Annotated in this window: 9 protein-coding genes and 1 pseudogene; 1 reads left to right on the forward strand and 9 read right to left on the reverse strand. The window is 64.8% G+C overall.

Features of this window, described 5'->3' with window-relative positions:
- Positions 1 to 360: 360 nt before the first annotated feature.
- The 9 genes and pseudogenes from AUC68_RS17575 to mutM form a co-directional block, all read right to left on the reverse strand.
- Positions 361 to 1,215: pseudogene (locus AUC68_RS17575) on the reverse strand (transglycosylase domain-containing protein); the annotation flags it as partial.
- A 137-nt stretch (positions 1,216 to 1,352) separates the two neighbouring features.
- Entirely contained in the window at positions 1,353 to 3,785 is a 2,433-nt protein-coding gene (gene gyrB / locus AUC68_RS05530; RefSeq protein WP_069436713.1) for a DNA topoisomerase (ATP-hydrolyzing) subunit B, read from the reverse strand.
- Positions 3,786 to 3,861: 76 nt separating this feature from the next.
- On the reverse strand, positions 3,862 to 5,061 hold the full coding sequence (gene recF, locus AUC68_RS05535; protein WP_083240456.1) for a DNA replication/repair protein RecF: 1,200 nt from the start codon (positions 5,059 to 5,061) through the stop codon (positions 3,862 to 3,864).
- A complete protein-coding gene (gene dnaN / locus AUC68_RS05540; RefSeq protein WP_069436714.1) occupies positions 5,058 to 6,173 on the reverse strand; it encodes a DNA polymerase III subunit beta in 1,116 nt (371 codons plus the stop codon). The genes recF and dnaN overlap by 4 nt, the downstream gene beginning before the upstream one ends.
- 271 nt (positions 6,174 to 6,444) lie before the next feature.
- Positions 6,445 to 7,872 carry a chromosomal replication initiator protein DnaA gene (gene dnaA, locus AUC68_RS05545; RefSeq protein ID WP_069436715.1) on the reverse strand — a complete coding sequence of 476 codons (1,428 nt, stop codon included), beginning with the start codon at positions 7,870 to 7,872 and terminating at the stop codon, positions 6,445 to 6,447.
- 148 nt (positions 7,873 to 8,020) lie between these two features.
- Positions 8,021 to 8,455 (reverse strand): rhodanese-like domain-containing protein, encoded by a 435-nt coding sequence (locus AUC68_RS05550; RefSeq protein WP_069436716.1) that lies wholly within the window; start codon positions 8,453 to 8,455, stop codon positions 8,021 to 8,023.
- 865 nt (positions 8,456 to 9,320) lie between these two features.
- Positions 9,321 to 9,587, reverse strand: coding sequence for a 30S ribosomal protein S20 (gene rpsT, locus AUC68_RS05555; RefSeq protein WP_069436717.1), 267 nt, complete (start codon positions 9,585 to 9,587; stop codon positions 9,321 to 9,323).
- 165 nt (positions 9,588 to 9,752) lie between these two features.
- A complete protein-coding gene (locus tag AUC68_RS05560) occupies positions 9,753 to 10,568 on the reverse strand; it encodes an enoyl-CoA hydratase (RefSeq protein WP_280138523.1) in 816 nt (271 codons plus the stop codon).
- Positions 10,569 to 10,582: 14 nt separating this feature from the next.
- Positions 10,583 to 11,482 carry a bifunctional DNA-formamidopyrimidine glycosylase/DNA-(apurinic or apyrimidinic site) lyase gene (gene mutM, locus AUC68_RS05565; RefSeq protein ID WP_069436718.1) on the reverse strand — a complete coding sequence of 300 codons (900 nt, stop codon included), beginning with the start codon at positions 11,480 to 11,482 and terminating at the stop codon, positions 10,583 to 10,585.
- Positions 11,483 to 11,612: 130 nt separating this feature from the next.
- On the opposite strand from mutM, the gene ubiE reads away from it, so the two are divergent.
- Positions 11,613 to 12,398, forward strand: a complete 786-nt coding sequence (gene ubiE / locus AUC68_RS05570; RefSeq protein WP_069436719.1) for a bifunctional demethylmenaquinone methyltransferase/2-methoxy-6-polyprenyl-1,4-benzoquinol methylase UbiE — start codon at positions 11,613 to 11,615, stop codon at positions 12,396 to 12,398.
- The last annotated feature ends 12 nt before the right edge of the window (positions 12,399 to 12,410 follow it).

Below are 12,410 nucleotides of genomic sequence, written 5' to 3' on the forward strand. Positions count from 1 at the left end.
GAGCGCACGGTCATACGGGCTGTTTCTGTAGGAGCGGCCGCCGACAAGCGCGCGCACCGCGCCGGATTTGGGGTCGAGCACCACCACGGCGCCTTCGCCCGCGTTCAGCTTTCGCCCCTTGCCATCCAGAAGCTTGCGCAAGCGCTCTTGGCTCAGCCGCTGCAGTTTGGCATCGATCGTGGTCTGCACGACCAGCGCGTCTTTGTGACGGCCCACATATTCGGGCAGCATCGCGGCGACCCAATCGACCGCGTAAGGATAGCCCGTGGCGTCTCCCTTGGCCTGCAGTCGCAAGGGCTGCCGGCCGGCGTTTTGCGCTTCGGCCTGCGAGACGAAGCCCGCATCGACCATGTTGTCGAGGACCACCTGGGCCCGCGCGCTTGCCGCCTTGATGCTGCGGGTCGGCGCGTAACGCGAAGGTGCCTTCAAGAGGCCCGCCAGCACCGCCGCCTGGGCCAGGGTCACGTCGCGCGCCGACCGGCCGAAATAGTGCCGCGCGGCCGCTTCGACGCCATAGGTGCCGCCGCCGAGATAGACCCGGTTCAGGTAGAGCTCCAGAATTTCGTCCTTGGTGAAGCGCTGTTCGAGCCAGACCGTATAGACCAGCTCCTCGAGCTTGCGGATCACCGTGCGCTCGGGCTCCAGGAACAGGTTCTTCGCGAGCTGTTGCGTGATGGTCGAGCCGCCTTGCACGACCGACCCGGCGCGAAAGTTCCGATAGCTGGCCCGGATCATGCCGCCGACATCGACGCCCCAATGATCGTAGAAGCGCCGGTCCTCGGTCGCCAGAACCGCTTTGATGAGGTGGTTGGGGAGCACGTCGACGCGGATATGCCCCCGGCGGAGGCCCCGCTCGGCGAGGACCGTGCCGTCCGCGGCAAGCACGGTCACGTTCGGCGGCCGGTCGTCCAGCGTCGCCAGGACCGGATCGGGCACGCGCGAGATGAAGAAGATCACCGCGCCCGCCAGGATGATCGTGCCCCAGAGCGAAGCGAGAAGACCGAAACGGGCCGCCTTGAAAAGATAGGGATGCCGCTGAGACAGGCGCTTGTAACGCGCCACGAGGCCGTTGCGCTTGCCGCGCGTCCGCCGCGTGGAAGGCGGACGGCGCCGTGCGGCCGTTTTCGGCCCTGACGTCTTGGGGGCTGACGAACGGGGCCGGGCGCGGCTTTGACCTGTGCCTTGAGGTTTGGGCCTGCGCTTCGCGCCGCTCATACGCAACTACACTCCGTGCGAACTATGGAAACCGGTCCAGCCGCCGCCGCGAACGGACCGTGGGGGGTGTCTTCCACCGGGCACACCCTAGGATAGCCATGTTGCCATCCCGTTAAGGATGCGGTGTGACAGCGCGCCTAAACGTCCAGATTGGCGACTTGGAGCGCGTTTTCCTGGATGAATTCGCGGCGCGGCTCGACCACGTCACCCATGAGCCGGGAGAAGATGTCGTCGGCGTCTTCGCCTTCCTTGATCTTCACCTGCAGAATGGTCCGCGTTTCCACGTCGAGCGTCGTCTCCCAGAGCTGCTCCGGGTTCATCTCGCCAAGGCCCTTGTAGCGCTGCAGCGAGAGGCCTTTTTGCCCGGTCTCCATGACGGCGCCCAGGAGATCGGACGGGCCGTGCACGGTGAGGCTCGTCTCCTTGCGCTTCAAAATGGCCGGCTTCGCATAGACCTCCTGGAGGTGCTCGGCGAACTGGTCGAGCTTCAGCGCGTCGGCGGAGGCGATGAAGGGCCCATCGATCAGATGGGACTCCATCACGCCTCGGAGTTCGCGCCAGAAGCGCAAGCCCCCTTCGGGCAGCGCCTCGCCTTCCCAGCCCTGTTCGATCTCGTCCGACTGGGCGTCCAGCCGGCGCGCGATATAGGCTGCGGCTTCTTGCGCCTCGGCCGCGTCTTTCAGCATCTTCGGATTGAGAACGCCGGCAATGGCGGCCTGCTCGATGATGAAGCGCGGATAGCGGCTATGCAGACCGCTCAGGATGGAGGTGATCTTGCGGGCCTTCTCGACGATGTCGCGCAAATCCGCGCCGCAGCGCGCCGCGTCGTCGCCCGTCACCAGCACGGCATCCTGGAGGCCCTCGCCGATCAGGTAGTCCTGAAGGCCGGCTTCGTCCTTGAGATAGCGCTCCTGGTTGCCCCGCTTCACCTTGTAGAGCGGCGGCTGGGCGATGAAGAGATGGCCGGCTTCGATAATCTGCGGCATTTGCCGGTAGAAGAAGGTCAGCAGCAGCGTCCGGATATGCGAGCCGTCCACGTCCGCGTCCGTCATGATGATGATCTTGTGGTAGCGCAGCTTCGAGAGGTCGAACTCATCGGCGATGCCCGTGCCGAGCGCGGTGATGAGCGTGCCGATCTCCGCGCTCGACAGCATCTTGTCGATGCGCGCACGCTCCACGTTCAGGATCTTGCCGCGCAAGGGTAGCACCGCCTGGAAGCCGCGCTCGCGCGCCTGCTTGGCGCTGCCACCGGCGGAGTCGCCCTCCACCAGGAACAGTTCCGACTTTGCCGGATCGCGCTCCTGACAATCTGCGAGCTTGCCGGGGAGGGAAGCCACGTCCAGCGCGCCCTTGCGCCGCGTCAGTTCGCGGGCCTTGCGCGCCGCCTCGCGGGCGGCCGCAGCCTCCACGATCTTTTGCACGATGTTGCGCGCTTCGTTCGGGTTCTCCTCGAACCATTGCGACAGCCGCTCGGACATGACGCTTTCCACCACGGGGCGTACTTCCGACGAGACCAGCTTGTCCTTCGTCTGGCTCGAGAATTTCGGGTCCGGGACCTTCACGGAGAGCACGCAGGTCAGCCCCTCGCGTGCATCGTCGCCGGTCAAAGACACCTTCTCCTTCTTGGCGATGCCGGACTCGGCCGCATAGGTGTTGACCGTGCGCGTGAGCGCGGCCCGGAAGCCGGCGAGATGGGTGCCGCCGTCGCGCTGGGGAATGTTGTTCGTGAAGCACAGCACGTTCTCGTGGTAGCTGTCGTTCCACCACAGCGCGGCTTCCACGGTCATGCCGTCATGGGTCTTCTCCACCACCACCGGCTCGGAGATCAGCGCGTGCTTGGTACGGTCGAGGAATTTCACGAAGGCGCGCAGGCCTCCTTCGTAATGCATCTCCTCCGATTTCGGTTCGACGCCGCGCAAATCGTTCAGAACGATGCGCACGCCCGAATTCAAGAAGGCCAGTTCACGCAGGCGGTGCTCGAGCGTCGCATAGTCGAAGTCCACCATGGTGAACGTCTCGGGCGAGGGCACGAAGGTGATCTGAGTGCCGGTCTTGCCGCCTGACTCGCCCACGACTTCGAGCGGGCCTTCGCGTTCGCCATTGGCGAACCGCATCGCGTATTCCTTGCCGCCCCGCCAGATCGTGAGCTCGAGCCTGCTCGACAGGGCGTTCACCACCGAGACGCCCACGCCGTGCAGCCCGCCGGAGACCTTGTAGGAGTTCTGGTCGAACTTTCCGCCCGCATGGAGCTGGGTCATGATGACCTCGGCGGCCGAGACCCCTTCGTCCTGGTGGATGGCGGTGGGGATGCCGCGGCCATTGTCGTTGACCGTGACCGACCCGTCGGCGTTGAGGGTCACGTTGATCAGGTCGCAATAGCCCGCGAGCGACTCGTCGATGGCGTTGTCCACCACCTCGTAGACCATGTGATGCAGGCCCGAGCCGTCATCGGTGTCGCCGATATACATGCCCGGCCGTTTGCGCACGGCGTCGAGGCCCTTCAGGACTTTGATGGATTCGGCGCCGTAATCGGCCGCGGCTTCAGCCTTGCGTTTGGCAGCTGGTGTCATGGGCTATGAAAGTACTTTTAGAAGAGGTTTCGAAGGTCGTCGTAAGGCCAGGCATTGGTGCCGGCGCGCGTCTGAATCATGAACCTATTATACCCCGATTCACGTCCAAGATTTGAGCATCTTGTGCCAGGGGCGAAAAAAGTTCCTTATCCGTTCCGGTCATCCAGGCCTGCACCTCGAGCCTCAAAATCTCGTCGAACAGCGCCCTGCGCCGAGTTTCGTCCAGATGGGCGGCCACCTCGTCCAAGAGGACGAGCGGAGCGATGCCGTCCATGGTCTTGATCAGCTCGGCCTTGGCCAGAACCAGGCCCAGCAGCAGGGCCTTTTGCTCGCCCGAGGAGCAAATTGCGGCCGGGGCGTTTTTCGGTCCATGAACCACCAGCAGATCGCTCCGGTGGGGGCCCTCGAGGGTGCGGGCCGCCGCGCGGTCCCGCTCCCGGCCCGCCTCCAGAAGGATCCGGAAGGCATCTTCGGCTTCCGTAGCCGAACGCATCGCCAGGTCCGCCTCCAGCGTGCCGTGCAACGACAACACCGCGTGCGGGAAAGGGGTCTGCCCTTGCGCGGCGAGCCGGTCCTCGATGAGCGCGGCGAGCCGTTCGACCGCGTCGAGCCGGGCCGCGGCGATGGCGACGCCCGCTTCGGCCATCTGCTCCTCGAGGCCCTCGAACAGGGCCGGCGAATATTCGCGCATCTGGAACAGGCGATTGCGCTGGCGCATGGCCCTGTCGTAGCGATTGAGCGAGGTCCGGATGCCCGGCGCGATGGCGACCACGAGACGGTCCAGAAAACGGCGCCGCTCCGAGCCGCCGCCCGTGAACAGCCCGTCCATGGCCGGGATCAGGAAGACCTGTTTCACGTACTCGCCCAGCGCGCCCGCGCCGCGGTCCTTGCCGGCGATGCGTACGGTCCGGCCGGCGCCGTCCTCGCCCGCGCCCGGGCCATAGCCGGTTCCGATGTCGAGTTCGCCATGAGGTGTACGGACGGTCGCGGCGATGGCGAAACCGCCGGACCCGTCGTTGCGCGCAAGTTCGGCGTAAGGGCGGCCGCGCAGCCCATGGCCCGGCCCCAGCAGCGACACCGCCTCGAGGAGATTGGTCTTGCCCGACCCGTTCTCGCCGACGAGAACGACCGGGCGCGCGTCGAGGTCGAGCCGTGCGGCCGCGTAGTTGCGAAAGTCCGTGAGCTTCAGTGTACGGATCGAAAGCGGCACGGCATCGTGGCCGGGGCCCTGCGTCTGGCCGATCTCGATGTCGTGCTCGTTTGGGCTCGCGGTCATACCCTCATCGGCATCAGCACGTAGAGGGTCGATGCGTCCTTCACGTCGCGCACCATGGTGGGCGAGCCGGGATCGGCGAACAGGAACTCGGCCGTCTCGCTCTCGAGCTGCTGGGCGATGTCGAGCAGGTAGCGGGCGTTGAAGCCGATCTCGAGCGGGTCGGCGTCATAGCTGACCGGCAATTCCTCCGTGGCGCTGCCCGACTCCGGATTGTTCACCGACAAGGTCAACGTGTCGCCGGCCACGGCGAGTTTGACGGCACGGCCCTTGTCGCTGGACAGGGTCGACACCCGGTCCACGGCCTGCTCGAACGTGGCGTTGTCCAGCTCGAGGCGCTTGTCGTTGCCTTGCGGGATCACACGTTCGTAGTCCGGGAACGTACCGTCGATCAGTTTGGACGTCAGGACCACTTGGCCGGACGTCACGCGGATCTTGGACGGCGACAGTTCGATCCGGATTTCGTCCTCGTCGCTTTCCGCAAGCCGCAGCAGATCGGCCACGGTCTTGCGCGGCACGATCACGCCCGGCATGCCCTCGGCGCCCTCGGGAAGAGGGATTTCGACCTGGGCCAGACGGTGGCCGTCCGTGGCGACCGCGCGCAGGGTCTCCTTGCCGTCCGTTTCGGCTGCGTGAAGATAGATGCCGTTCAGATAGTAGCGGGTCTCTTCCGTCGAAATGGCGAAGCGCGTCTTTTCGATGAGGCGCTTGAGGTCCCCTGCCGGCAGGGTGAAGGCGTGGTCGAGGTCCTCCACGGACAGCGTCGGGAAATCGTCGGCCGGCAAGGTCTGCAGCGAGAACTGCGCGGGCCCCGACGTGATGGTGAGGCGCTCCTGTTTCTCGTCGCGTTCGATCGAGATGTCGCCGTCGGGAAGCTTGCGCACGATGTCGTTGAACATATGCGCCGGCACCGTCACGGCCCCGCCGGTCGCGATCGTGCCGTCGACGGTTTCCACGACTTCCATGTCGAGATCGGTGGCGGTCAGCCGCAAGGCGTTGTCGCCCGCGCTGAGCAGGACGTTCGACAGGATCGGTATCGTGTTCCGGCGCTCGACCACGCTCGCGATATGGGCGAGGGCTCTGGCGAGTTTCGGCTTCTCGATGGTTAGGCGCATGGTTGGAGAATACCCCGAAAGCTAGCGTCTTTTCCGCTGAATGGTCCCCGGTCCAACGCCGCCGCTCAGGCTGGGGCCGGGCTCGCGCGGAGCCGCCGCTGTCCTGATGGAGCCTTGGCGAGGCGGGCGAAAAACCCGCGTCAAAAAAGCCCACTGAACTTGCAGCGCTGTGGAGGAATTTGCAAGAGCGCCAGGCGCTCAAAGGGCCTCGCCGCACCCCGCGAACGGCCCCGGGCCCGAAGTTCGGAACTCCGGGCCCGAGGCGGTGTCGTCAGTCGCGCAGGAGCCGCTTCAAGAGCTCGATCTCCTCGCGGAGCTGGGTGTCGTCGCCCATCAGCTGCTCGATCTTGCGGATCGCGTGCAGCACGGTGGTGTGGTCGCGGTTCCCGAACCGGCGGCCGATCTCCGGCAGCGACCGGGACGTCAGCAGCTTGGCCAGATACATGCCGATCTGCCGGGGCCGCACGATCGAGCGGTTCCGCCGTCCGGAGAGGAGGTCGCTGCGATTGACGCCATAATGCTTCGACACGGTCCGCAAGATGTCGTCGATGCGGACACGGCGAGGCTCGGCGCCGCGCATGAGGTCGCGAACGATCTGTTCCGCCACGGCGATGGTGACCGGCTCGTCCGTCAGTTGATAGCTCGCCCGTAGCCGATGGACCGCGCCTTCGAGCTCGCGCCCGCTTTCCGTCAGGCGCTCGGCGAGGAAGGCAAGCACGGTGTCGGACACTTCGAGCCCGTTCGTTTCGGCGCAGGCCTCCAGCGCGCGCTTCTGGAGAATCTGATGGCGCAAATCGTAGTCCATGCCCTTCATTTCCGGCGACGAGCCGCCGCCGAGGCGGGAGCGCATCCGCATGTCGAGCTTGTCGAGGTGCGTCGGCGCGCGATCCGCGGCGACCACGACTTGCCGCCCGCCGTCGATCAGCGAGTTCAACGTGTGGCAGAACTCCTGCTGGATCGTCGGCCCTTGCAGGAACTCCATGTCGTCGATCAGCAGAATGTCGATATTGCGCAGCTTCTCCTTGAAGGCGAGGGCGTCGCGGGCCCGCAAGGCCTGCACGAAGCCCGACATGAAGCGCTCGGCCGTGAGATACAGAACCTCGGCCTCCGGCTTCTGCCGCTTCACCTCCCAGGCGATCGCATGCAGGAGGTGGGTCTTGCCGAGCCCCACATTGCCATGAAGAAACAAGGGGTTGAATGGCGACTGCGGGCTTGCCGAGGACAGTGCGACCTGATGGGCTGCCGCATGAGCCAGCTTGTTGGTGTTGCCGACCACGAAGCTTCCGAAACTCAGGCGCGGATCGAGCGGCGAACCTTCGAAGCCGTCATAGCCCGTACGCAGGGGCATCGGCAGCGAGGCGCGCTGCGCCACCACACTCGCCGAGGCCGCGCGCGGGATGGTAACGTCCTTCGGTGGCTCGGCCGTGAAGTGTGGCTGCCGCACGGAGAATTCCAGGCGCTCCGCGTCCGGCCATTCGCCCTGCACCTGCCGCAGCACGGTGTCGTAGTAGTGAGTCCTCAGCCAGTTGCGCAGGAAGCGCGTCGCCACTGTCAGATGGATGACGCCTCCGGCGATGTCGTCGACCTCGACGCCGCGAAACCAGCTGGCATACACGTCCTCTCCCAGCTCGCCGCGTAGCCTGGATTTGACTCGCGTCCAGGCTTCGCCCGGCGCGCATGGATCGTCTTGATGGGCCACATGGTTGTGTGCCCGTGCCTGTGCCTCTGCCACGATTTTGTTCTTTCCCTAATCATTCTTTTGTCGCGCCAACACGCACCGTACGCAGTTACGAGAGCGGCCAACATTTTGGACGCGGACCATCCCGACAGTTTCCATGACCGGTCCCCTAGCCTTGCTGCCAGGGAAGCCCAGTCGCTTTCCAACCAGACAGAGCGCCGCGATGCCGGTCGTCGTCGAGCGGGCCTTCGAACCCCTCCGAGACGTTGTGACAAGCGCGGTACCCTACGGCCGCCATCGCCTTGGCCGCGGCCAGGCTCCGGCTACCCGAACGGCAAATAAAGAAAAGATCGTCGTCTACTTGGACACCGAGGGCCTGCAGTTCGTTTGCAAGGCGCTCGGCAAAGCGCGGATCGACAGACTGGTCGGGAAACGTCTGCCACTCAACGAGCACAGGCCGTCTCCCAAGGGTCCCGAGGTCCGGGATTCCCACATACGTCCATTCCGCGCGTGTACGCACATCGACCAATTGCGATCGAGGATTCCCCTGGAGAGCGCTCCAGGTCGACGCCACATCAACCTCATCGACCGTGTAATTGTCCATGTGCGCGCCCAAAATCGAGCCTCCTCCTCATATTCATGAGCACGGTACAAGAACAGAATTCGTGCCACCCACTATCCGTGGTGATCTTGTGCGCTTTGCGCACGCAATATTCACAACTTACGCATAAGCATTCCACAAGATGTTCATGGGACCCCACGCTTAAGACAAAGAAATCCCGTCTCGGCAACGGCCAAGATCAAGGTACTCAATTGTAAGGAGGGGACGTCCCCGTTCGGATAATTAGACTATACACACGCCTTTCGCCCCAATCAAGCAGACGAGACTCCGGCACAAATCAGTATTAGTCAGTAGACTCATCGATGACGAGGGTCAGCCAAACCCCTGTGGAGAAAGCCGGAATCGGCCGGGCTTGGCCGACCGGCGGGCCATGATCGGGCGCTCTGGCGCCGTTGAGGGCTGAAAAATTTTTTTCCGGGTGCAATCGGTGGAAAACTGCGGCGCCGGAGCAACAGAGTGCGGGCCGCGTCCACATGACAACGCCGTCAAGCAATTGATATCTCAGTGTCAAGCAATTGAGACAATTGCGCACACGGCGGAGTGCGCCACGGGCCGTGACCACAAACGCACGGTGTCGGTCCGGTGTTCCAGGCAGCGTTTCCAAGATGGAGACGTGAGAGCCGTAGGGCCGCGTGCCGGTCCCGCAGGCGTGGGTTCGCCGCGTGCGGCCGCACGGGTGCACACCGGGGCCACCCGCCCGACGGTGAGCGGGCTGGCGGCAAAGGGCCGGCGGATCAGGCTGTTCGTGATGTGAAGCGGCAGAGGCGTGACGCAGCCGCTAGGCTATGCACCCACTCTGCGACGCACCCAGTTGGCTACGCACCCAGTTGGCTACGCACCCAGTTGGCTACGCACCCATGGCGCCGACGCGCTTGGAAAGGCGCGAAACCTTCCGCGAGGCGGCGCGGCGGTGGAGGATGCCAAGCTGCGCCGTGCGGGCGACGACCGGCTCGGCGGCGCGCAAGGCCGCCTGGGCCGCATCCTTGTCGCCGGTGGCGATGGCTTCTTCGACCTTGCGCAGATAGGTGCGCATATTGCTCCGCCGCGTCTTATTGTTTGCGGTACGGCGGGTAATCTGGCGAACGGCTTTCTTCGCCGACTTGGTATTGGCCATGTTCAGGATCCTTGAGGGCAGCTTTCGGTCCGCGCGCCGCGGCTCTCAAAAAGCGCCATAAATACGAATTTGGCATGCTCTATAGCGACCGGCCCCCGAAGCGTCAACTCCGGGCAGCGCCGCCGCGCGGGGAAGGGCGCGCGCGGGGAGGGGCGCCCCAAGGTCTCAGCGGTTTTGGAAATTGGGCTTCCGCTTCTCGATGAATGCCGCCATGCCTTCCTTCTGATCCTCGGTGGCGAAGAGCGAGTAGAACTGGTTGCGCTCGAACCGGACCCCCTCGGTGAGCGTCGTGACGAAACCGCGATTGATCGATTCCTTGATCATCATGACGGTATGGACGGGGTACTCGGCGATCTTGGCGGCGGTCTTCATGGCCTCGTCCCGCAACGACTCCACCGGCACGACCCGGCTGACCAGGTTCGAGCGCTCGGCTTCGTCGGCGCGCATCTGGCGCCCCGTCAGGCACAGCTCCATGGCCTTGGCCTTGCCCACGGCGCGGGTCAGGCGTTGGGTGCCGCCGGCACCCGGCATGATGCCGAGGCTGATTTCTGGCTGGCCGAACACCGCGTTCTCTGCCGCGAGGATGATGTCGCAGGACATGGCCAGCTCGCAGCCGCCGCCGAGCGCGTAGCCCGCCACGGCCGCGATGATCGGTTTGCGGGTCGCGGCGATCGTATCGTAAGGCGCCAGAAACGCGGTGCTGTAAGCCTCCACGGACGTCTTGCTCTGCATCTCCTTGATGTCGGCGCCGGCGGCGAACGCCTTCTCGCCGCCGGTGATGACGATGCAGCCGATTTCCGGGTCCTTGTCGAAGGTGTTGAGGACCTCGCAAAGCTCGCCGACGAGCTGCGAATTGAGCGCGTTGAGCGCCTTCGGGCGGTTGAGCGTAATCAGCCCCACCTTGCCCTCGCGCGTCACGATGAGCGTTGCATAGGTCTTGGTGGCCGGCTCTCCGCCCACGGTGGCCTGATCCATATACATGTGCGTCAGTTCCCTTATCTCTGGCAGTTTGGACAATAGAAGGTCGATCGGCCGCCTTGAGCGATCCGGCGGATCGTGCCGTCGCAGGCGCGGTTCAGGCAGCGTTCGCCGGTGCGGCCATAGGTCTGGAAGCGATGTTGGAAACGGCCGAGCCGCCCATCCGTATGGCGGTAGTCGCGCAAGGACGACCCGCCGGCGCGAATGGCATCGCGCAGCACGGACGTGATGCTCTGGACCAGCGCCGCCGTCTTTTCGGTGGGGCGCCCCGTTTTCGTCGCGAGCGCGCCCGCCCGCTTTTTCGGCGAGAGGCCGGCGCGGTACAGGGCCTCGCACACATAGATGTTGCCGAGCCCCGCGATCAGGCGCTGGTCGAGAAGCGCGGCCTTGATCGGCGTGGTCTTTCCTTTCAGCTTCTCCGCGAGCCAGTCCGGTGTGAGGTCGCCGCCAAGAGGTTCGATCCCGAGCCCCTTGAAGAGCGCGTGGGTCTCGAGTTCGCCCGCCGGGGCCAAGTCCATGACGCCAAAACGGCGGACATCGGAATAGCGGACGGTCGAACCGTCGCCCAAATGGAAGACGATGTGCTCGTGCTTGGGAAACCCGAACGCGGCCGCGTGGGTCGGTTCGTGAACGAAGTCGCCGGGCGCGGCCCTGTCGCCGCCGGCCTTGTCGATGGCGAAGCGTCCCGTCATGCCGAGATGCATGATCAGCACCTGGCCGTCGTCGAGGCGGGCCAGCAGATATTTCGCGCGCCGGTCCAGGCCCTCGATCGTGCGCCCCGTCAAGCGCTCGCCGAACCGTTCGGGCAGGGGAAAGCGCAAGTCGGGCCGGCGCTGTTCCACGCGGGCGAAGGCGTTGCCCACGAGGACCGGTTCCAAGCCCCGGCGCACGGTTTCAACTTCAGGCAGCTCTGGCATCGCGCTTCTAAAACCTGGTCCCGAAAATTTGGCTCCAAACAACGGGGATTCGATACATTGCAGTGCAAGGTCATAATCGTTGCACCGCAACAATAGCCTGATCTCGGGCCTTAGGCTATTGTCCGCTGCCATGCCAGATGATGTGAAGAATCGGGACGAATCGGGCGCCGAGACAAGCTTCGGTTTTGCCCGCGTGTCCCAAAATGCCCGCCAAGGCCTCGTCAACGAGGTCTTCTCCAAGGTCGCCAGCCGCTACGACCTGATGAACGATCTGATGTCGGGCGGGCTGCACCGGCTTTGGAAGGCCGATCTGATCACCGCGCTCGCGCCCCCGGAGTCCGGGGCGCCTTTCGCGCTGATCGACGTGGCGGGCGGCACGGGCGACATCGCCACGCGCTTTCTCGATGCGGCCGGGTCCGGCGCCACGGCCACCATTTGCGACATCTCGAAAGAGATGATGGATGAGGGTAGGAAGCGGGCGGAGGCGCGCGGGATCGGCCGCGACCGGCTGACCTTCGTCCAAGGCAATGCGGAAGACCTGCCCTTCGAGGCCGGCCAGTTCGACGCCTATACCATCGCCTTCGGCATCCGGAACGTGACCCGTATCGATGCGGCCTTGGCGGAGGCGTATCGTGTCCTGAAGCCGGGGAGCCGCTTCCTGTGCCTGGAATTTTCGAACGTCGAAATGCCGCTTCTCGACCGGCTCTACGACGCCTATTCCTTCAACGCGATCCCCGCACTCGGGCACCTTGTGGCCGGGGACGCGCAGTCCTATCGCTATCTCGTGGAAAGCATAAGACGCTTTCCCGATCAGGAACGCTTCGCCCAGATGATAAAAGACGCTGGGTTCGAGCGTGTGCGCTACCGGAACCTGACCGGCGGCATCGCCGCCATCCATTCGGGCTGGCGGCTTTAAGTGAGGCGGCAA

The organism is Methyloceanibacter methanicus (assembly GCF_001723285.1).
Classification (GTDB): Bacteria; Pseudomonadota; Alphaproteobacteria; order Rhizobiales; family Methyloligellaceae; genus Methyloceanibacter; species Methyloceanibacter methanicus.

What these genes read in the sequence shown, in the direction of transcription:
- gyrB (WP_069436713.1), bottom strand. Translation starts at nt 3,785, where the DNA reads ATGACACCAGCTGCCAAACGCAAGGCTGAAGCCGCGGCCGATTACGGC.
- recF (WP_083240456.1), bottom strand. Translation starts at nt 5,061, where the DNA reads ATGACCGCGAGCCCAAACGAGCACGACATCGAGATCGGCCAGACGCAG.
- dnaN (WP_069436714.1), bottom strand. Translation starts at nt 6,173, where the DNA reads ATGCGCCTAACCATCGAGAAGCCGAAACTCGCCAGAGCCCTCGCCCAT.
- AUC68_RS05550 (WP_069436716.1), bottom strand. Translation starts at nt 8,455, where the DNA reads ATGGACAATTACACGGTCGATGAGGTTGATGTGGCGTCGACCTGGAGC.
- rpsT (WP_069436717.1), bottom strand. Translation starts at nt 9,587, where the DNA reads ATGGCCAATACCAAGTCGGCGAAGAAAGCCGTTCGCCAGATTACCCGC.
- AUC68_RS05560 (WP_280138523.1), bottom strand. Translation starts at nt 10,568, where the DNA reads ATGTATATGGATCAGGCCACCGTGGGCGGAGAGCCGGCCACCAAGACC.
- mutM (WP_069436718.1), bottom strand. Translation starts at nt 11,482, where the DNA reads ATGCCAGAGCTGCCTGAAGTTGAAACCGTGCGCCGGGGCTTGGAACCG.
- ubiE (WP_069436719.1), top strand. Translation starts at nt 11,613, where the DNA reads ATGCCAGATGATGTGAAGAATCGGGACGAATCGGGCGCCGAGACAAGC.